At 60.1% G+C, this 17,268-nt stretch carries 25 protein-coding genes; 11 read left to right on the top strand and 14 right to left on the bottom strand.

Going from position 1 to position 17,268, the window contains the following annotated elements; translation table 11 throughout:
• Positions 1–75 precede the first annotated feature (75 nt).
• The gene (locus IF204_RS16220) at positions 76–570 is read left to right on the top strand and encodes an NUDIX hydrolase (protein ID WP_194098061.1); all 495 of its coding nucleotides are present in this window, start codon (positions 76–78) and stop codon (positions 568–570) included.
• 81 nt (positions 571–651) lie between these two features.
• Positions 652–2,136: an inorganic phosphate transporter gene (locus tag IF204_RS16215; protein WP_194098060.1), complete on the top strand. Its 1,485-nt coding sequence runs from the start codon at positions 652–654 to the stop codon at positions 2,134–2,136.
• A 53-nt stretch (positions 2,137–2,189) separates the two neighbouring features.
• Here the strand turns inward: IF204_RS16215 and argF are convergent, their stop codons facing one another.
• The 3 genes from argF to IF204_RS16200 form a co-directional block, all read right to left on the bottom strand.
• Positions 2,190–3,116, bottom strand: coding sequence for an ornithine carbamoyltransferase (gene argF / locus IF204_RS16210; RefSeq protein WP_194098059.1), 927 nt, complete (start codon positions 3,114–3,116; stop codon positions 2,190–2,192).
• A gap of 87 nt (positions 3,117–3,203) precedes the next feature.
• On the bottom strand, positions 3,204–4,382 hold the full coding sequence (locus IF204_RS16205; RefSeq protein ID WP_194098058.1) for an aspartate aminotransferase family protein: 1,179 nt from the start codon (positions 4,380–4,382) through the stop codon (positions 3,204–3,206).
• A gap of 204 nt (positions 4,383–4,586) precedes the next feature.
• A complete protein-coding gene (locus IF204_RS16200) occupies positions 4,587–5,390 on the bottom strand; it encodes an ABC transporter permease (protein WP_228069236.1) in 804 nt (267 codons plus the stop codon).
• A gap of 128 nt (positions 5,391–5,518) precedes the next feature.
• On the opposite strand from IF204_RS16200, the gene IF204_RS16195 reads away from it, so the two are divergent.
• Both IF204_RS16195 and IF204_RS16190 read left to right on the top strand, forming a co-directional pair.
• Entirely contained in the window at positions 5,519–6,133 is a 615-nt protein-coding gene (locus tag IF204_RS16195) for a GcrA family cell cycle regulator (protein WP_167637359.1), read from the top strand.
• A 161-nt stretch (positions 6,134–6,294) separates the two neighbouring features.
• The gene (locus IF204_RS16190) at positions 6,295–6,714 is read left to right on the top strand and encodes an OsmC family protein (RefSeq protein WP_194098057.1); all 420 of its coding nucleotides are present in this window, start codon (positions 6,295–6,297) and stop codon (positions 6,712–6,714) included.
• Positions 6,715–6,738: 24 nt separating this feature from the next.
• On the opposite strand, the gene IF204_RS16185 is transcribed toward IF204_RS16190, so the two are convergent.
• Positions 6,739–7,068: a winged helix-turn-helix transcriptional regulator gene (locus IF204_RS16185; RefSeq protein ID WP_167637357.1), complete on the bottom strand. Its 330-nt coding sequence runs from the start codon at positions 7,066–7,068 to the stop codon at positions 6,739–6,741.
• A 9-nt stretch (positions 7,069–7,077) separates the two neighbouring features.
• A complete protein-coding gene (locus IF204_RS16180) occupies positions 7,078–8,166 on the bottom strand; it encodes a mechanosensitive ion channel family protein (RefSeq protein WP_194098056.1) in 1,089 nt (362 codons plus the stop codon).
• A gap of 96 nt (positions 8,167–8,262) precedes the next feature.
• Between IF204_RS16180 and rimO the strand changes: the two genes are divergently transcribed.
• Positions 8,263–9,636 carry a 30S ribosomal protein S12 methylthiotransferase RimO gene (rimO, locus tag IF204_RS16175; RefSeq protein ID WP_194098256.1) on the top strand — a complete coding sequence of 458 codons (1,374 nt, stop codon included), beginning with the start codon at positions 8,263–8,265 and terminating at the stop codon, positions 9,634–9,636.
• Positions 9,637–9,645: 9 nt separating this feature from the next.
• The gene (locus tag IF204_RS16170) at positions 9,646–10,542 is read left to right on the top strand and encodes a hypothetical protein (protein WP_194098055.1); all 897 of its coding nucleotides are present in this window, start codon (positions 9,646–9,648) and stop codon (positions 10,540–10,542) included.
• 36 nt (positions 10,543–10,578) lie between these two features.
• Here the strand turns inward: IF204_RS16170 and IF204_RS16165 are convergent, their stop codons facing one another.
• The 6 genes from IF204_RS16165 to IF204_RS16140 form a co-directional block, all read right to left on the bottom strand.
• The gene (locus IF204_RS16165; protein ID WP_194098054.1) at positions 10,579–10,929 is read right to left on the bottom strand and encodes a YigZ family protein; all 351 of its coding nucleotides are present in this window, start codon (positions 10,927–10,929) and stop codon (positions 10,579–10,581) included.
• A gap of 18 nt (positions 10,930–10,947) precedes the next feature.
• On the bottom strand, positions 10,948–11,349 hold the full coding sequence (locus tag IF204_RS16160; RefSeq protein ID WP_194098053.1) for a hypothetical protein: 402 nt from the start codon (positions 11,347–11,349) through the stop codon (positions 10,948–10,950).
• 15 nt (positions 11,350–11,364) lie between these two features.
• Complete coding sequence (locus tag IF204_RS16155) at positions 11,365–11,616, bottom strand: hypothetical protein (RefSeq protein ID WP_194098052.1); 252 nt, start codon at positions 11,614–11,616, stop codon at positions 11,365–11,367.
• Between the two features lie 147 nt (positions 11,617–11,763).
• Positions 11,764–12,021, bottom strand: a complete 258-nt coding sequence (locus IF204_RS16150; protein WP_194098051.1) for a DUF6455 family protein — start codon at positions 12,019–12,021, stop codon at positions 11,764–11,766.
• A 68-nt stretch (positions 12,022–12,089) separates the two neighbouring features.
• Entirely contained in the window at positions 12,090–12,449 is a 360-nt protein-coding gene (locus IF204_RS16145; RefSeq protein WP_194098050.1) for a diacylglycerol kinase, read from the bottom strand.
• 71 nt (positions 12,450–12,520) lie between these two features.
• On the bottom strand, positions 12,521–13,231 hold the full coding sequence (locus IF204_RS16140) for a M48 family metallopeptidase (protein ID WP_194098049.1): 711 nt from the start codon (positions 13,229–13,231) through the stop codon (positions 12,521–12,523).
• A 122-nt stretch (positions 13,232–13,353) separates the two neighbouring features.
• Here IF204_RS16140 and IF204_RS16135 point away from each other — a divergent pair, with 122 nt between their 5' ends.
• Positions 13,354–13,617 carry a hypothetical protein gene (locus tag IF204_RS16135; RefSeq protein ID WP_167637347.1) on the top strand — a complete coding sequence of 88 codons (264 nt, stop codon included), beginning with the start codon at positions 13,354–13,356 and terminating at the stop codon, positions 13,615–13,617.
• Here the strand turns inward: IF204_RS16135 and IF204_RS16130 are convergent, their stop codons facing one another.
• Positions 13,618–13,866: a DUF167 domain-containing protein gene (locus IF204_RS16130; protein WP_175580978.1), complete on the bottom strand. Its 249-nt coding sequence runs from the start codon at positions 13,864–13,866 to the stop codon at positions 13,618–13,620.
• A 90-nt stretch (positions 13,867–13,956) separates the two neighbouring features.
• On the opposite strand from IF204_RS16130, the gene IF204_RS16125 reads away from it, so the two are divergent.
• Both IF204_RS16125 and IF204_RS16120 read left to right on the top strand, forming a co-directional pair.
• Positions 13,957–14,556, top strand: a complete 600-nt coding sequence (locus IF204_RS16125) for a nitroreductase family protein (protein ID WP_194098048.1) — start codon at positions 13,957–13,959, stop codon at positions 14,554–14,556.
• A complete protein-coding gene (locus IF204_RS16120; RefSeq protein ID WP_194098047.1) occupies positions 14,553–15,242 on the top strand; it encodes an EI24 domain-containing protein in 690 nt (229 codons plus the stop codon). Before IF204_RS16125 ends, IF204_RS16120 begins: the two co-directional genes overlap by 4 nt.
• Here the strand turns inward: IF204_RS16120 and IF204_RS16115 are convergent, their stop codons facing one another.
• Both IF204_RS16115 and mce read right to left on the bottom strand, forming a co-directional pair.
• Positions 15,243–15,539 (bottom strand): DUF1467 family protein, encoded by a 297-nt coding sequence (locus IF204_RS16115; protein ID WP_194098046.1) that lies wholly within the window; start codon positions 15,537–15,539, stop codon positions 15,243–15,245. It lies immediately after the preceding gene.
• Positions 15,540–15,630: 91 nt separating this feature from the next.
• A complete protein-coding gene (gene mce, locus IF204_RS16110) occupies positions 15,631–16,035 on the bottom strand; it encodes a methylmalonyl-CoA epimerase (RefSeq protein WP_194098045.1) in 405 nt (134 codons plus the stop codon).
• A gap of 130 nt (positions 16,036–16,165) precedes the next feature.
• On the opposite strand from mce, the gene IF204_RS16105 reads away from it, so the two are divergent.
• Together IF204_RS16105 and IF204_RS16100 are read left to right on the top strand one after the other, a co-directional pair.
• Complete coding sequence (locus IF204_RS16105) at positions 16,166–16,891, top strand: response regulator (protein WP_194098044.1); 726 nt, start codon at positions 16,166–16,168, stop codon at positions 16,889–16,891.
• Positions 16,892–17,055: 164 nt separating this feature from the next.
• Complete coding sequence (locus tag IF204_RS16100) at positions 17,056–17,235, top strand: hypothetical protein (RefSeq protein WP_194098043.1); 180 nt, start codon at positions 17,056–17,058, stop codon at positions 17,233–17,235.
• Positions 17,236–17,268: the final 33 nt, after the last annotated feature.

The raw sequence follows: 17,268 nt of genomic DNA, 5'->3' as shown, positions 1-17,268 counted from the left end.
GATTTAGATCGGTTTGCCTCTCTCGCCGTCACTGATATTGGGGAGGGGCGGAAAAGGAAACGCCCTAATCACACAATGGTCACTTCATTCTTGCGACAGTTATGGCGCGAAGGCGTAGTTCCTTTGCTTAAACGTCCGCCAGCCGAGCAGGTTGCAGCGTTGTGCTATCGCATGGCCGATGATCACCTAGAAGTGTTGCTCGTGACCTCCTCAGAGGGCCGCTGGATCCTTCCCAAAGGCTGGCCGATCGACGGTCTGCACCACCATCAGGCTGCTCTAACCGAGGCATGGGAAGAAGCAGGCGTCAAAACCGGCATCGCGGATAGCGAGGTGTTTGGCACCTACGCCTCGATGAAAACCATGAAGAACGGCGTCGTTCAGGAATGCCTGACTATGGTTTATCCCGTGCGTGTGATGGAATTGGCCAAGACCTATCCCGAACAGGACAAGCGCGAGCGTATCTGGGTGCCCTTCGAAAATGCGGCGCAGATGGTCCGCGAACCTGATCTGGCAGCGATTTTACGTAGATTTCCGGCAAGTCACGCGCGTGATACACAAGCGACAGGTTGATTTGACACGTCCGACCCGTTAACGCGCCTCCAATTGTAACAGAAGTATGACAGTGCTTCGCTACACCAAAGGCCGCGTACGATGGAAAATCCGACCCCACAAGATCCGTGGAAAACGATCGATAAGGACCTCCACCGCATTTCCGTGCTGGAACAAGGTACCATGTATGTATCCCGCCCGCTCGTCGGGATGGGCGTTGCTCTCGCGTTTATGGTTATCGTCGGTTTTGCCGCTGCTGCGTTCTTTGACGCAAGCCACGGCTCTGCCATCGTCGTCGCCGCTGCCGTCTTCGGCGCATATATGGCGCTCAACATCGGCGCCAATGACGTCGCGAACAACATGGGCCCCGCTGTTGGTGCGAACGCACTGACCATGGGCGGCGCCATTGTGATCGCCGCGATCTGCGAAAGCGCCGGTGCGCTGCTCGCTGGCGGTGACGTGGTTTCCACGATCTCTAAGGGCATTATCGACCCGTCGATGATCGAAAGCTCGCAAGTGTTCATCTGGGCGATGATGGCCGCGCTGGTGTCCTCGGCGCTGTGGGTCAACCTCGCGACATGGATTGGCGCGCCGGTGTCGACCACCCACTCCGTCGTTGGCGGCGTGATGGGCGCTGGTATCGCCGCTGCTGGCTTCACTGCGGTGAACTGGGAGTCGATGGGCATGATCGCGGCGAGTTGGGTTATCTCCCCTGCTCTTGGCGGTATCGTGGCTGCGATGTTCCTCGCGTTCATCAAGAGCCGCATCATCTATCAGGAAGACAAGATCTCTGCCGCCCGCCGCTGGGTGCCCGTGCTGATCGCGATCATGGCAGGCGTCTTCTCGACCTACCTTGCTATCAAGGGCCTGAAAAAGATCGTCTCGGTTGATCTGGTGCCCGCACTTATCATCGGCCTCGGCGTTGCTGTGGTGACCTATTTTGCGTCTAAGCCCTATATCAACAAGAAGTCGCAGGGCCTCGAGAACCGCAACAAGTCGCTAAAGATTCTCTTCGGTCTGCCGCTCGTGATTTCCGCCGCTCTGCTGTCGTTTGCCCATGGTGCGAACGACGTGGCGAACGCCGTTGGCCCGCTGGCCGCGATTGTTCACACGCAGGAATTCGGAGAGATCGCCGGCAAGGTCCAGATCCCGCACTGGGTGATGATCATCGGCGCGTTCGGCATCTCCTTCGGCCTGATTACCTTCGGTCCGAAGCTGATCAAGATGGTCGGCAGCCAGATCACCAAGCTCAACCCGATGCGCGCCTACTGCGTTGCCCTCTCTGCCGCAATCACAGTCATTGTCGCAAGCTGGCTGGGTCTGCCGGTGTCGTCCACCCACATCGCGGTCGGCGGCGTCTTTGGCGTCGGTTTCTACCGTGAATGGGACCACGCACGCCGCACACGCAAATACGCCGAGCAGCACGGATCGGGCAAAATCGTTGCTCCCGAAGAGCGCCGCCGCCGCAAGCTGGTGCGCCGCAGCCACTTCATGACGATCGTGGCCGCGTGGATCATCACCGTTCCGGCAGCCGCGCTGCTCTCTGCGGTGGTCTTCCTCGCGCTGAACGGACTGTTCAACGCGTAAAACAAAAGGGCGGGCCCGAGGGTCCGCCCTTTTTCATATTGTGTGCTGTCGGCTTACTTGCCGAGGCACCAGCGCATGATCGCTTTCTGCGCGTGGAGGCGGTTTTCAGCCTCGTCAAAGATCACCGAGTTCGGACCATCCATCACAGCGCTCGTCGCCTCGTCTTCGCGGTGCGCAGGCAGGCAGTGCATGAACAGTGCGTCGGGCTTGGCAGCAGCCATCAGGCGTTCGTTCACCTGATAGGGGTGCAGCTGGTTATGCCGACGCTCGCGGGCGGACGCCGGGTCATGCATCGACACCCACGTATCGGTAACAACAAGGTCGGCGCCTTCGACAGCCTTCATCGGGTCGCGCTCGATCTGGATATCAACGCCCTTCGCGCGGGCCTCCTCAACGAAACCGGCTTCGGGATCGAGGGTCTGCGGGCCGGTGAAGGTCAGGTCGAAGCCGAACTGGCCTGCGGCGTGGATGAACGACGCGCAGACATTGTTGCCGTCACCGCTCCACACGACTTTCTTACCGCTGATCGAACCGCGGTGCTCTTCGAAGGTCTGTATGTCAGCCATGATCTGACAGGGGTGGGTGCGGTTGGTCAGGCCGTTGATCACGGGTACGGTCGCGTACTCGGCCATATCGAGGAGGGTCTGTTCCTCGAACGTGCGGATCATGATCATATCGACATAACGGGACAGAACGCGCGCGGTGTCGGCAATGGTTTCGCCGTGACCAAGCTGCATATCAGCGCCAGATAGAACCATCGTCTGACCGCCCATCTGGCGCACGCCGACATCGAAGGACACGCGGGTACGGGTCGACGGCTTTTCGAAGATCAGAGCGACCATCTGACCGTCGAGCGGCTTGTCTTCGTCCGTGGTGCCTTTGGGCAGGCCGCTGCGGGCTGCCTTCATGGCTTTGGCGTTGTCGATGATGCTCCGCAGGTCTTCGGCGGAGGTGGCGTTGATATCAAGGAAATGGTTCATGTTCTTACTTTCTGAGTGGGGCGCGGGGGCTCTGCCCCCTCTGGCCTGCGGCCATTCACCCCCGAGGTATTTAGGCCAGAGTGAATATCAGGCCTGTTCCAGTGCGGTTGCGGCAGCATCAATTCGGCTGGCTGCCTCAGCAATGTCTTCGTCGGTGATGTTCAGCGGCGGCAGCAGGCGGACGACGTTGTCGCCTGCGGGGACCAGAAGGACTTCCGCGCCATAGCCAGCCTTCACCAGATCGAGGTTGGTCGCCTTGCATTTGATACCGAGCATCAGGCCGCTGCCGCGTACGCTTTCCAGCGTGTCGGGGTGGGCGGCGACGATGCCTTCGAGCTTCTGGCGCAGAAGGGCTGCTTTGCGGTTCACTTCGGCGAGGAAGGCATCATCGGCGATGATGTCCATGATCTTGTTACCAACGGCGCAGGCCAGCGGGTTGCCGCCATAGGTCGAGCCATGGGTGCCTGCAGTCATGCCGCTCGCCGCGTTTTCGGTGGCGAGGACAGCGCCGAGGGGGAAGCCGCCGCCGATACCTTTGGCGACCATCATGATGTCGGGCGTGATGCCTGCCCATTCGTGCGCGAAGAGTTTGCCGGTACGGCCAACGCCGCACTGGACCTCGTCGAATATCAGCAGGATGCCGTGCTCGTCGCACAGATCGCGCAGGCCCTTCATGCACTGGTCGGGCAGCGGACGGATGCCGCCTTCGCCCTGCACGGGCTCGACGATGATCGCGCCAACGCCGGGCTTGGCCGCAGCTTCGCGCAGCGCGTCGTGATCGCCCCACGGAAGATGCACGAAACCGGGGAGCAGCGGGCCGAAGCCTTTGGTCATTTTCTCCGAACCGGCGGCGGCGATACCTGCCGACGAACGGCCATGGAACGAGCCTTCGAACGCGATGATAGTGGTGCGCTCGGGCTGGCCCTTCTCATAGAAGTACTTGCGCGCCATCTTCACCGCCAGCTCGCAGCTTTCGGTGCCCGAGTTGGTGAAGAACACGGTATCGGCGAACGAGTTGTCGACGAGCTTGTCGGCCAGCGATTGCTGCTGGTCGATGTTATAGAGGTTCGAGACGTGCCAGAGCTTGCCTGCCTGCTTGGTCAGGGCAGCGACCAGATCGGGGTTCGCGTGACCAAGTGCGTTCACCGCGATGCCCGCACCCAGATCGAGAAAACGTCGGCCGTCAGCCTCGATCAGCCAGGAGCCTTCGCCTTTGACGAAGGAAAGCGGAGCGCGGTTATAGGTCGGCAAAACGCTGGGGATCATAGTCAAACCCTTTGGAAATAAGAAGCCCGATTGGTGCCAAGGCATTCTGGGGCTGTCAATGTGTAAGGAAGGAAGATGGGCGCGCAAAGCGGCGCACGGCGCATTTTTTCAGCGTCGGCGTCGAATCAGTGTGGTTTGCGTCGCAGTCATCATGTGGCCCCGTATAGGGCCACATGACGTAGGGTTCTACAGATTTCTGAAAGGTCAGGCTTTGAGGCGGTAGCCCTTGTTGAACCAGTACCAGCAGATGCTGATGACCAGCGCACAAGCCAGCAGTGCAACCCAGAGGCCGCGCCACGGGGAGCCGTCAGACACGCCGATCATGCCGTAGCGGACGCCGTCGATGATGTAGAAGAACGGGTTCACGTGGCTGAGTTTGTTCAGCACGGGCGGCAGTGCGTCGATCGAATAGAATGTGCCCGACAGAAACGACAACGGCGTCACGATGAAGTTCGAAATCGCGGCAAGCTGGTCGAATTTGTTGGCGAAGATCGCGGCGATGAGGCCGAGGGAGCCCATGAACACCGCGCCCAAGATGACAAAGACGAAAACCCAAAGCGGGTGCTGCATTCCGACGCCCAGCGCAAGCCAGACACCGATGGCGATGACGACGGCGACCAGCAGGCCGCGCGCGACGGCGCCTGCGATGTAACCGGCGACAAGTTCGCCTGCGTTCAGCGGGGGCATCAACGTGTCGACGATGTTGCCCTGCACTTTGGCCGAGGTCAGCGAGGACGACGAATTGGCAAAGGCGTTCTGGATGACCGTCATGGTCAGGATACCAGGCGCGAGGAAGTGCATGAACGGCACGCCCATGACATCGCCGCGCTGCGATCCGATCGCGATAGTAAAGATGAGAAGGAACAGTCCGGCGTTGATCAGCGGCGCCATGATCGTCTGCGACCAGACGTTCATGAAACGCAAAACCTCGCGCTGCATGAGCGTCCACAGCCCCAGCCAATTCACGCGGCCGAACCGACGAACTCCCATTGCGTTGTTCACGGACATGTAACCCTCCGATTCATGATTCGAGTCCTTGTATCTCGCGTTCTGGTGCTTAGAATAGGCCCCTGACCGATGATGCAAGGCCGATGACGCTCCATAGCGTCCGCCTGCGAAGCCAAAGGAACGGAAATATGTCCTGGACCGACGAACGCGTCGAGCTGCTCAAGAAGATGTGGTCGGAAGGCCAGTCGGCAAGCCAGATCGCCAAAGAGCTTGGTGGCGTGACCCGCAACGCCGTGATCGGCAAGGTCCACCGCCTTGGTCTCTCGAACCGCGCAAGCGGTGGCGGTTCTGCGGCTGCTGCTCCGGCTGCCAAAGCGAAGGAAGCAAAGCCCGCCGCACCGAAGGTCGCGAAGCCCGCAGCGAAGGAAGCGCCCGCCGCTGCCCCGAAGGCTCGTCCGGAGCCCGTCGCTGCAAAGGCCGAAGAGCCCAAGGAAGACACCCCCATCCCGATGAGCGCCGCCCGCAAGGCGATCATCCCCGCAGGTCAGCCGCTGCCGCCGCAGCCGTCGACCAACGAAATCAGCCCCGAGGCTTTGGCGCGTGTGAACGAGGTCGAGAAGACCGCGAAGAAACTGTCGCTGATGGAACTGACCGAGCGTACCTGCAAGTGGCCCGTGGGTGACCCCGCGACCGAACACTTCTGGTTCTGCGGTCTGCCCGTCCAGCAGGGCAAGCCCTACTGCGAAGCCCACGTTGGCGTTGCCTTCCAGCCGATGAGCGCACGACGCGACCGTCGCCGCTAAGGCCCCAAAGATTTGCGCATGAGAAGCCCCGCTATCCGGCGGGGTTTTTCTTTGCCGAGACGCCACCTCACGAGGCGTCAGGCGGAACTTTCCCCCTCTGAAACCTGTTTGTTCATCAAAGCCGCCGTGTGCGGCTCGATTTGTTTGAAAAGGAGATTTTCATGATCAAGAAAACAGGTTCCGCAGTTTGGCAGGGTGGCCTCAAGGACGGTAAGGGCGAAGTTTCGACCCAATCGGGAGCACTGTCCTCGCAGCCCTACGGCTTCAACACTCGTTTCGAAGACAAGCCGGGCACCAACCCCGAAGAGCTAATCGGCGCAGCCCACGCTGGCTGTTTCTCGATGGCTTTGTCGAACATCCTTGGTGACAAGGACATCGTGGCGGACAAGATCGAGACCACCTCGACCATCTTCCTCGATATGTCGGACGGCCCGAAAGTCGTCAAAGCGCACCTCGACGTCACGATCAAAGCATCGGGCAATGAGGCCGACATCCGTGCAGCCGCTGAAGATGCGGAAAAGAACTGCCCGATCTCGCAGCTTCTGAACTGCGAAATCACGATGGATGCCAAAATCAACTGATGCGGCGGGGCTTCGGCCCCTGCCCTATCTACCGTTCTCGGTCCGCGCCCAATCCCGCAGCGGGCCGAGAGCTTCCAGAAGGCTCTCGCCTTGTGGTGTCAGCGCGTATTCCACACGCGGCGGGATTTCCGCAAATGCAGTCCGGCTGATCAGACCGTTGCGCGTCATGTCATCGAGCGCGGCGCTCAGCACCTTGTCGGACACAGGCTTGAGGCGTTCCTTCAGATCGCCATAGCGCAGCGTTTCGTCCTTCAACACTTCAAGCAGCCGCGGCTTCCACCGGCCTGAGACCAGACCGATGGCCAGTTCATACGGACAATCCGAGCTGCGGGTGCGAAAGGTATACTGTGCCATTCCTTACCATTACGTAGGTATTGGCGTTTTGTCCACCTCGGGCATCCTGTCGATGTCGATACGGTGTTTGGGCAGTGCCTCGGGGTAGCTCTCCTGAAGCCACGACAGAACCTTTTCACGCACCTCGCACCGCAAATCCCAGTTTAACGGCGAATTTCGGGAGCTACACAGACCGCGCAGCTGGACGGTATCCTTGTCAGTATCGATGACCTGCAGAACAACCGTCTTCCCGTCCCAGCGGGAACTGGCTTTGACGGCTTCCTCGAACTTGTCGCGGATCTGGGCGACAGGCGCGGTGTAATCGACGTAGAACATGACGGAGCCGATGATATTCGCGCTCTCGCGTGTCCAGTTCTGGAACGGGTTCTCGATGAAGTACGACAGCGGCAAAACCATCCGCCGCAAATCCCAGATGCGAACGACCACGTAGGTGGACGCGATCTCCTCGATCCAGCCCCACTCGTCCTCGACAATCACTACATCGTCGATGCGGATCGGCTGGGTCAGCGCAATCTGGATGCCTGCAATCAGGTTCTTCAGCACCGGCGTCGCCGCATACCCCGCCACGATGCCCGCCACACCGGCAGAGGCGAAAAGCGAGACACCGAAGCTCCGCACAGCGTCGAATACCGACAGCGCGAGGCCGGCGGTTAGAAGGAAAAGCACGACCTTTGTGACCATCCGCAGCATCTTGATCTGCGTGGCCTGCTTGCGGGCGAAAAGGTTATCCTCAGCGTCCAGCCTGAGGCGCCGCGTCTCGCGGTCAGCATAGACGTCCACCGCAATCATGGTGATCCACCCGCCGATCATCACGGCCAGCGCCAGCGAGAACTGCGAGACCAGATTACGCAGGTCCGTGCCCATATCCGCCACGCGGCTAGCAAAGCCGATGGCGGCCACGATGAACATCAAACGTAGAGGAGTCTTGAGACGGCGGATCACGCGGTAGATCAGCTCGGTCCGCCCGCCGATCACCTTGCTCACCACTTTCCACAGCAGCGAATGCAGCACAACGGCAATGACGATAGCGACAAAAATCTCGATCAGCGGCTTTGTCGCGGCAGGCACCCGCGACCACAGTTCCAATAAGGTATCCATGAATGGTCCTTGTTGTTGCCCTCCCTTTCATCAAACATAGCGCCCGTGCGTATGGTTCCACTTCCCACAGCGCTCTTGCATCGCTATATGCGCCGCATGTCCCAGAACCCGCCGAACCTCCGCCCCGACCTCGCGCCGCGCGCGCGCTTTGACGAAGCCCCCCGCCCCGGCCAGCCGACGATCGGCATGGTCTCCTTGGGCTGCCCCAAAGCGCTGGTCGACAGCGAACGCATCCTGACCCGCCTGCGGGCCGAAGGGTACCAGATCAGCCCCGACTACGCGGGCGCTGACGCGGTCATCGTGAACACCTGCGGGTTTCTGGATTCTGCCAAGGCAGAGAGCCTCGATGCCATCGGCGAAGCGCTCGTGGAAAACGGCAAGGTCATCGTGACCGGCTGTCTGGGGGCAGAGCCCGACTACATCCGCGAACATCACCCGAACATCCTCGCCGTCACGGGTCCGCACCAATACGAACAGGTGCTCGACAGCGTGCACAAGGCCGTGCCGCCCAGCCCCGATCCGTTTGTGGACCTGCTGCCTGCGTCGGGCGTCAAGCTGACCCCGCGCCACTACAGCTACCTCAAGATCTCCGAGGGCTGTAACCACAAGTGCAAATTCTGCATCATCCCCGACATGCGCGGCAAACTCGCCTCGCGCCCCGCTCACGCCGTCATGCGCGAAGCGGAGAAGCTCGTCGATGCGGGCGTCAAGGAACTGCTGGTGATCTCTCAGGACACCTCGGCCTACGGCGTGGACATCAAGCACGCCGAGGACCGCGGCCACCGCGCGCACATCACCGATCTGGCGCGTGATCTGGGCAGCCTCGGTGCGTGGGTGCGCCTGCACTACGTCTACCCCTACCCGCACGTGCGCAACCTGATCCCGCTGATGGCCGAGGGGCTGATCCTGCCCTACCTCGACATCCCGTTCCAGCACGCGCACCCCGAAACGCTCAAACGTATGGCCCGCCCCGCTGCGGCTGCCAAGACGCTGGACGAGATCGCCGCGTGGCGCGCGGATTGCCCCGACATCACCCTGCGCTCGACCTTTATCGTCGGCTACCCCGGAGAGACGGACGCCGAATTCGAGACCCTGCTCGACTGGCTCGACGAGGCACAGCTCGACCGTGTGGGCTGCTTCCAGTACGAGAACGTGGACGGCGCGCGTTCGAACGACCTGCCGGACCATGTCCCCGCCGAGGTGAAGCAGGAACGCTGGGAACGCTTCATGGAAAAGGCGCAGGCCATTTCCGAAGCCAAGCTACAAGCCAAGGTCGGCAAAACGCTCGAAGCCATCGTGGACGACATCGACGAGGACGGCATCGCCACCTGCCGCACATGGGCCGACGCCCCGGAGATCGACGGCAACCTCTTCATCGACGAAAACACCGAGAACCTCTCGGTCGGTGATATCGTTAAGGTTGAAGTGGATGAGGCTGGTGAGTATGATTTGTGGGGTGTTTTGAAGTAAGGTTAATCGATGAACTGGAATGATAGGTTTGAGTATCTTCAGAAATTCCTATCAAATTTTCCTCTTGGCTTGGCCATTGGTGCGCTTATTGGCGCCACATTCGCACTGATCTTATCTGCGGACATTTCAATTGTAGCAAAGGACTACTTCTCTGCATCTGCTACAATTCTAATCACCGCCTTCTCTGCCGGTATAGCTACATTTGGTGTACTTCTCACTATCGCTCATCAGGACAAAATGCGACAGGACGAGAAACGTGACCGTCTCCGCGCAAGACGAGCAATGCTTTCGAGCGTCGTCTCGCAAATACTAGGTAGTGCCGATAAAAATTGTAGAATAATTTTTTCAACTGCTGTGGCGAGACGTGATGGCGCTCAGGCAGACGAAGATTTTCAAAAATATGCTCATTGCTCCGCAGAAGATTTAGACGATTTTCCTTCCGATGAAGCAATGAGCATTCTTCTTGATTGCATTGGATGCGCTGACGAAAAAAGCGCAAATTGGTTGACGGCACTCGTAACAAGTTTTTGGACAGCATGGAGGAAATCTCAATTCGATCCTCTACCATCTATGGCCTCAGATGGCGAAAATCGAATGCTCTGTCCTGCATCAGAACTTTGCCGCGATTGGCTTATCGCAAGAAATATTGCGACTCATTGCGTCAGGTATTCGCTTGGTAAAGACCCACAAATTCCAGACTATATTTCACTTAGTCTACTTACCGCTGGAATATTTCCTGAAAGGGCCAAGTCATACGATCTTTGGCAAGAATTTGGCCTATTGAATCATAGTCTAACCAACTACATGGAAATTAGATTAGGGCTTCCGACAGATCCTCCACGAGAAAGCTCCACGGTGTCAGTCTCGATCGAAGCACTACGGAATAGCGATATTATATCTTATTAGTCGTTGCTAAGGTGCGGTCACTCGAAACAATGTCCCTCACCCCATCCCCTCCAAATAAACCCGGACCGCGTCCTGCACGTGCCTGAACCTGTCTCCTCCGAGGTGTTTGCCTCCGAACCAGCGGGTGACGCAGATGATGTGGCCCTTGAGGCCCTCGCGTTCGAGCATGCGGACGATGACCATGCCTGCCCCGCTCTCTCCGTCGTCGTTCTTGAGGGGGCCTTCGTCCAGCAGCACGGCCCATGTGTTGTGGGTCGCCTTGGCGAACTTCTTTTTGCGGCAAAGCTCTTTGATAAAGGCTTTCGCCTCTTCGGGAGAGGTACAGGGCGCGCCTGAGACGGCGTATTTCGATCCCCTGTCGGAAATCACGTTGTCGATGATCTTCATGCGCGGACCCTAGCGGCCCTAGAAGCTGAGCACCAGCGACCACCCCAGAAGAATGAACACAGCCGTGGTGCCATAGATCACCCAAGGTGACAGTTTCTGCACGCGGACGGGCTGCATGGGCGGGCTGTCGAAGACCTGTCGCGGGGGGAGCGGTTTGACCTCGTTCAGCACGTCCTCTTTCAACAGCGCGGCAAGTAGCTGGTCGCCCGTCATCTGTTTGCCATAGGGAGAGTTGATGCGGACCGTCGGCCAGAGCGGGAACTGCTGCATCTTGCCGTCCGATCCCTCGACGGTCATGGCAAGCACGGAGGTATCGATCACGTCAAAGCCAAGAATGGTCACGGACTCGGTCGGGCTATCCGCCCGCGCCGCGTCATAGATGACTTGCGCTGGTAGTACCTTCTTGACCGTGTAACTCATTTACGTGCCTGTCGCTTACCGCGACATCACGCGCTCCAGCCTTTCGCGGTGTGCACAGCCTTCCCAGATCCCCAGCGGCGAGTCGGCCCCCAACCAGCCGCGCGGCGTGAACTTGCGGGCACAGCCACGGCAACGCGGGAGTAGTTCGGTCTCGCGCAGACGGATTGTGGCCTCTTCGCCCAGAAGGTCGATCAGCTCCACCGCACAAAAGGGAAGTGGACCGGTGTGGCCCGAAGTCCTGAATACGTGATGTCTCTGGTTCGTCATGGCATATCCTTGAGCCGTTGATAGGCTGCGTTCGGATATCTGAACGGCTCCAGAGTGGGCCGTTTGAGTCTGAGGTAGTAATTTTTTTCTACTAAAGTGGTAATTTTCGTCTCGAACAGGCTGCAGATGCGCCCTTAGGGGTGTTCTCTATCCTGTTTTCTTCAACTCGTGGAAGATCGCGCGGTTCTCGCAATAGTCCGGCACGGGATCGCCGTCCTGCGCCTCGGGCAACCATTCAGCGCAGTGTCCGGGGTTCGTGCAGTGGCGGCAGCGGGTCACGCATTCGGCGTAGCCTTCGCGGGTCAGGTGGCCCTCACGGATCGCATCGCCCAGATCGACGCCAGCGTGTTTAGCCATGCCGGTGGTGAGGAAAAAATGTTTACGGATGTCGCCGAGCTTTTGCATGTGGTCCCCTTGTCGCTTCGGGGGCACCATAGGGGGCGACTGGGACAGCGGCCTTGAGCGAGATCAAGTTATGAGGTCAGCAGGCGCCAGATGATCGCGCACCACGCGAGCGCCACGCCGATGGCAAAGATCGCGACGGCAGCGCTGCCCGCGTCCTTGGCCTGCCCCGCGCGGTCACGATGATCGGTAGAGATATCGTCGACCACCCGCTCGATCGCGGTGTTCAGGCATTCGACGGCCAGCACGAAGATGCCGCCCATCAGCACAACGGCCCTCTCCCCGCCTGTAAGCGGCAGGTAGAGCGCGAAGGCAATGGAGACGACGTTGGCCCAGATCCACTGCTGGAGCGACGCCTCCGTCCGCCAGACATGCGCCCAGCCCTGCCACGACCATGCGGCGCGCTGCTTGATCTTCTGCCATTCGTTCATGACATGCTCCTCCGATCCCCGACGCCGAGGATAGGCTGGCAGATAGCGCTGCTGCAATATTTACCAAGCGGTCAGTCTTGGAGCGCCTGACGGACGTTGGCGAGGCGCTCGGCCGTCGACGGGTGGGAGCCGAGGAATTCGTCACCAGGATCGGGGATACGGTTGAAGAATGCCGCGCCGCGCAGCGCGTCATAACCCGCGACCTTGAGGATACGCGCGGCCATCGCGTCCGCCTCCAGTTCGAACTGCTTGGAATAGGACCGCGCCGCGATATCGGCACCAATCTTACGGGCCTCTGCGATCTGGGCGTCACTGTCGCCCATCTGCGCGGCAATCGCGCCGAGCACTTCGGCCCCGATAACAGCGTTCTGCTGCGTCGCCTGAATATGGCCGAGGATGTGGTGCGATGCCTCATGCGCCAGCACAAAGGCGAATTCGTCGCGGTTCTTCATCTCCGACAGGATCGGCAGGGTGAAGGCAACGATGGGGCGGCCCGAACGATCTAGCGTCTGGTAGGCATTGGACCCGATGTCGGGCGTGTCATCCACGACGATCCAGAAATCGCAGTTGCGGTAGGCATAGGCCCGCTCGCAGATCGCTTCGAGCAGCGGTTCGATATCACCGGTGACCTGCACGAACATGCGTGCGGCGTCTGCGGGGGACTTCACCTCGTCAAAGACCGCGCCTTCGGGCACAGCAACAGGCGACGGTCCCAGCCGCGCCGTTTGCGTACACCCCGCGATGGAGAGTGCCGCGATCAAACCAAGGATCACACGTCTCATACGTCCCCGCCCACCCCGCTGCCGGTTCGCCTGCAACGGGTCTGCTCTATTCCTTGTGAACATCTTTCGCGGGGAAGGAACAACCCCTTTCCTTCGCCATTGCAGCAAGATACCGTTATCTCATGTTTACGATTGAACACGAATTCGACGCTACCGTCGTAACCCTCGTCGACGAGGGTGAAGCCCCTCTCGAAGAGGATGTGACCGTCATAGCCTTTGAGGATTGCGTCACTGTCGAACAATACGATCCGGTGACGGACCGCGTGATGAAGATCACGATGTCCTTCGCCCAGTTGCGTGATCTCGACGCTGCGCTCGACCTTCCCGAAGGCGTCTATCGCCTGCGTCTCGAAGATGACGAGGACGAGGAAGAAGGCGAAGCCTGATCAGCCGATCCGGAACGTCTTGTCCCTGCTCGTCTGTCCGCGCACCAGCTCCAGCCGCGATTTCGGCACGCCAAGTGCTTTGGCCAGAAGTTTCTGTACGGCGGCATTCGCTTTACCGTCCTCCGGCACGACCGTCACATAGACACGGATCGCGTCATCCTCGACGGTGATGCGATTACGGCTGGCCTTTGGCGTCACACGCACGCTGATTTCCGCGCCTTCAGTGGCAAGATGGGACAGATCGGACATGGTGATCCGTTTAACCCGCGACCCGCGTCACTTCCAACGATTGATTTCCGATACCGCAGACCCGATATCGGAACCGAACAGGAGGCATAAATGTCCGATATTACGATCAAACCGCTTTCCAAGGACGACCACGTCCTCGATTTCCTTCTCACCCGCCGCTCGCGCCCCGCGAAGACGATCAAGGCCCCTGCGCCGGATCGTGACGCGCTGGACATCATTCTGACCGCTGCCGCCCGCACGCCCGATCACGGTGCGCTGGTGCCGTGGCGCTTTGTCGTGCTGGAGAAGAAGGCGCTGGAAAACTACGCGGACGCGCTTCAGGGCGCGGGCGAGCGGCTCGGCCTCGCACAAGCGGATATCGACAAGCCCAAGGGTACCTACGCCAACTCCCCGATGGCTGTGGCCGTCATCGCCTCCCCCGTCGAGGCCGCGAAGGTTCCGGAGGCCGAACAGCTCTATTCGGCGGCGGCTGTGTGCCTCAGCCTCGTGAACGCCGCGCTGGCGACCGGATGGGCCGCGTCGTGGGTGTCGGGCTGGCATAGCCACGATCCGCAGTTCATGAACGAACAGCTTGGCGTCGCAGCGCACGAGAAATGCGTCGGCATCGTCCATCTCGGCACCGAAGGCGCGACCCCGCCCGAACGCGCGCGCCCCGACCTGTCCAAGATCGTGACGTGGAAATCCGAATGATCTTTGCCGACTTTGCCAAAGCGATCGAACAGCTCTCGGACCACCGCTTCCAGCGCGTGGTCCTGAAAGGCGTCGGCCTGAGCTTTGCGCTGCTGGCGGGGATCTATTTCCTGATCCTGACGGTCATTCAGGTCTTCGTCCCTGAAACCCTGTCCCTGCCGTGGATTGGTGACATCACTTGGGCGTCGAGCGCGCTGTCCTTTGGCTCGCTCGCGCTGATGATGGTGCTGTCGGTGTTCCTGATGATCCCCGTGGCCTCGGCCATCACGTCGTTCTTTTTGGACGACGTGGCCGAAGCGGTGGAGGACAAGTACTACCCCGGCCTGCCGCCTGTCCGCCCGATGGGCCTGTGGGAAGGCGCAAAGGACGGCCTGCATTTCCTCGGCATTCTGATCGTCGGCAACCTTGTGGCGCTCGTGGCGTCGCTGCTGCTGCCGTTCCTAGCCTTCGCGATCTTCTACGGGCTGAACGGCTACCTTCTGGGCCGCGAGTATTTCCAGCTCGCCGCCGCGCGCCGCCTAGGCCGCAAAGAAGCCGAAACGCTACGCAAGCAGAACCCTTGGCAGATCTGGATGGCGGGCTGCCTGATGGCTGTCCCGCTGAGTATTCCGCTTTTGAACTTACTGATACCGGTCCTCGGTGCGGCGACGTTCACGCACCTCTATCACCGGCTGGCGCGTCGCTGATCAGTTGTCCAGCGACACTTCCGGCGTCGACATGCGCTGGAACCAGTCGAGGTCGCGCACGGTAATCACGCCCGACAGGATAACGCCCGCGATCAGACCCCACAGCACGATAGCCACCACGGTGGTAATCAGTGCCTTGCGTTTGACGTGCGCCGCGCCATCCGCAGGCGCAGAGGAGTGCGTCCCTTCCACATGGTCACCTACCTCGCCTTGGGTTTGCAGGCGGATCGGCAGCATGACGAAGAAGGTCATGAACCAGATCACGGCGAAGAGGACGATTGCGGATGTCGGGCCCATGGGGCGCTCCTTTCGATAGGGGGCGCAAACCGCGCCCCGTCATTTTTCGCATAAATACCTGCCTCACCGACGCGGGCAAGCAGTCAGACGGTCACACCTGTTCGAGCTCGACCAGACACCCGTTGAAGTCCTTGGGATGCAGGAACAGCACGGGCTTGCCGTGCGCGCCGATCTTCGGCTCTCCGGTGCCCAGAACGCGCGCGCCCTTTTCCTTCAGCTGGTCACGGGCCGCGATGATGTCGTCGACCTCGTAGCAGATGTGGTGGATACCGCCCGAGGGGTTCTTTTCCAGAAACCCGTTGATCGGAGAGTTGTCGCCCAGCGGGTACAGCAGCTCGATCTTGGTGTTCGGCAGTTCGATGAACACCACCGTCACACCGTGATCCGGCTCGTCCTGCGGTGCGCCGACATTGGCGCCCAAGGTATCGCGGTATTGCGCCGCTGCGGCCCCAAGGTCAGGCACGGCAATGGCTACGTGGTTCAATCGTCCGATCATGGTGGTCTCCCTCTCTCTCGATGCAGTTTCTACAAGCAACAGGTTTCGAAGTCCCTAGGCAGAACGTCGCGGGCTTAACCGGCTGTAAACTATCCTACGCTTGAATGTGGCGGTCAGAGTGGAGATTCCCATGTCCGAGCCAGCCACAGTCCTCAATTCCATTCCGCCGAATGCGGAGTACCCCCTGCGTGGTCAGACGATCCTTCTTGTGGAGGACAGCCGCTTTGCCTGCGAAGCGATGCGCCTGATGAGCCAACGGTCGGGCGCGCGGCTCAGGCGGGCGGACACGCTCGAACATGCGCGGCAACACCTGCGAACTTATCGCCCCGGTGTTGTGATCGTAGACCTCGGGCTGCCCGATGGCTGCGGGGAAACGCTGATCGCTGACCTTGCCCGTGCTACGCCGCGTGTCGATGTGCTGCTCGGCACCAGCGGCGATCCCGACGGCGACATTCGTGCGCGGATCGCTGGGGCTGACGGGTTTCTGCCCAAACCCGTAGAAAGCCTTGGCGCGTTCCAGAGCATGATCCTCAGCCATCTCCCCGCCAACACCGCTCCAGATCACCTGCGCCATGTCCGCAACGATGTTATTGCGCCCGACCCTCTTGCCTACCGAGACGATCTTGCTCACGCGGCAGAGGTCATGGCCTCCGATTACGACCGCGTGGCGATCCGCTACCTGACGCAGTTCCTCGGCGGTGTTGCGCATAGCGCGGACGACCTGAGCCTTGGCGAGGCAGTCGACGCTCTCGCCCGCTCGCACCATGCAGGCAATGACATCGAGGCGAAATTGGCCGACCTGTCAGGGCTGGTCAAAAACAGGCTCGAAGCAAAGGACTGGCTTTGTGACCAATGAGAAAACCTTCCAGCGATTGTGCCCGCACTGGTGACACCGGCCAGATTTGGGTGATCACAAACATGTAAACGAGCCCAAATCTCCCCCAAGACGGCTCATTCTCGCCTTCTTTGACCGTCAGAACCGTTGGAACGAAGCGCAGCCCCAAAGGCAAAGGCGAAAACATGGTAAAAGTTATCGAGTCGGTTCCGGAAAACGACCGCTCATTTGAATTGGTAGATATGATCGTCCTTGGCGTTGGCATGGTGATGCTGATGGTCGCCGTTGCGGCTTTCGTCGGCGCGGGCCGCGATACGATTAACGCGGTCGAAGACCTGCACGCGACAAACATCACGGACTACTGACAACCGGCCGGAGCCCAGATTTCACGGAACCTT

Origin of the sequence: Marivivens aquimaris (genome assembly GCF_015220045.1) — a bacterium.
In the GTDB taxonomy this organism is placed as follows: Bacteria; Pseudomonadota; Alphaproteobacteria; order Rhodobacterales; family Rhodobacteraceae; genus Marivivens; species Marivivens aquimaris.
The sequence above is the reverse complement of the archived record's forward strand: the minus strand, read 5'-3'. Positions and strand labels throughout refer to the sequence as shown.

Coding starts and splice junctions, on each gene's coding strand:
- IF204_RS16160 (WP_194098053.1), bottom strand. CDS start 11,349: ATGAGTTACACGGTCAAGAAGGTACTACCAGCGCAAGTCATCTATGAC.
- IF204_RS16125 (WP_194098048.1), top strand. CDS start 13,957: ATGTCCGATATTACGATCAAACCGCTTTCCAAGGACGACCACGTCCTC.
- IF204_RS16135 (WP_167637347.1), top strand. CDS start 13,354: ATGTTTACGATTGAACACGAATTCGACGCTACCGTCGTAACCCTCGTC.
- argF (WP_194098059.1), bottom strand. CDS start 3,116: ATGAACCATTTCCTTGATATCAACGCCACCTCCGCCGAAGACCTGCGG.
- IF204_RS16150 (WP_194098051.1), bottom strand. CDS start 12,021: ATGCAAAAGCTCGGCGACATCCGTAAACATTTTTTCCTCACCACCGGC.
- IF204_RS16205 (WP_194098058.1), bottom strand. CDS start 4,382: ATGATCCCCAGCGTTTTGCCGACCTATAACCGCGCTCCGCTTTCCTTC.
- IF204_RS16195 (WP_167637359.1), top strand. CDS start 5,519: ATGTCCTGGACCGACGAACGCGTCGAGCTGCTCAAGAAGATGTGGTCG.
- IF204_RS16170 (WP_194098055.1), top strand. CDS start 9,646: ATGAACTGGAATGATAGGTTTGAGTATCTTCAGAAATTCCTATCAAAT.
- IF204_RS16145 (WP_194098050.1), bottom strand. CDS start 12,449: ATGAACGAATGGCAGAAGATCAAGCAGCGCGCCGCATGGTCGTGGCAG.
- IF204_RS16100 (WP_194098043.1), top strand. CDS start 17,056: ATGGTAAAAGTTATCGAGTCGGTTCCGGAAAACGACCGCTCATTTGAA.
- IF204_RS16180 (WP_194098056.1), bottom strand. CDS start 8,166: ATGGATACCTTATTGGAACTGTGGTCGCGGGTGCCTGCCGCGACAAAG.
- IF204_RS16165 (WP_194098054.1), bottom strand. CDS start 10,929: ATGAAGATCATCGACAACGTGATTTCCGACAGGGGATCGAAATACGCC.
- IF204_RS16115 (WP_194098046.1), bottom strand. CDS start 15,539: ATGGGCCCGACATCCGCAATCGTCCTCTTCGCCGTGATCTGGTTCATG.
- IF204_RS16185 (WP_167637357.1), bottom strand. CDS start 7,068: ATGGCACAGTATACCTTTCGCACCCGCAGCTCGGATTGTCCGTATGAA.
- IF204_RS16220 (WP_194098061.1), top strand. CDS start 76: ATGGTCACTTCATTCTTGCGACAGTTATGGCGCGAAGGCGTAGTTCCT.
- IF204_RS16155 (WP_194098052.1), bottom strand. CDS start 11,616: ATGACGAACCAGAGACATCACGTATTCAGGACTTCGGGCCACACCGGT.
- IF204_RS16200 (WP_228069236.1), bottom strand. CDS start 5,390: ATGTCCGTGAACAACGCAATGGGAGTTCGTCGGTTCGGCCGCGTGAAT.
- IF204_RS16215 (WP_194098060.1), top strand. CDS start 652: ATGGAAAATCCGACCCCACAAGATCCGTGGAAAACGATCGATAAGGAC.
- rimO (WP_194098256.1), top strand. CDS start 8,263: ATGTCCCAGAACCCGCCGAACCTCCGCCCCGACCTCGCGCCGCGCGCG.
- IF204_RS16130 (WP_175580978.1), bottom strand. CDS start 13,866: ATGTCCGATCTGTCCCATCTTGCCACTGAAGGCGCGGAAATCAGCGTG.
- mce (WP_194098045.1), bottom strand. CDS start 16,035: ATGATCGGACGATTGAACCACGTAGCCATTGCCGTGCCTGACCTTGGG.
- IF204_RS16120 (WP_194098047.1), top strand. CDS start 14,553: ATGATCTTTGCCGACTTTGCCAAAGCGATCGAACAGCTCTCGGACCAC.
- IF204_RS16105 (WP_194098044.1), top strand. CDS start 16,166: ATGTCCGAGCCAGCCACAGTCCTCAATTCCATTCCGCCGAATGCGGAG.
- IF204_RS16140 (WP_194098049.1), bottom strand. CDS start 13,231: ATGAGACGTGTGATCCTTGGTTTGATCGCGGCACTCTCCATCGCGGGG.
- IF204_RS16190 (WP_194098057.1), top strand. CDS start 6,295: ATGATCAAGAAAACAGGTTCCGCAGTTTGGCAGGGTGGCCTCAAGGAC.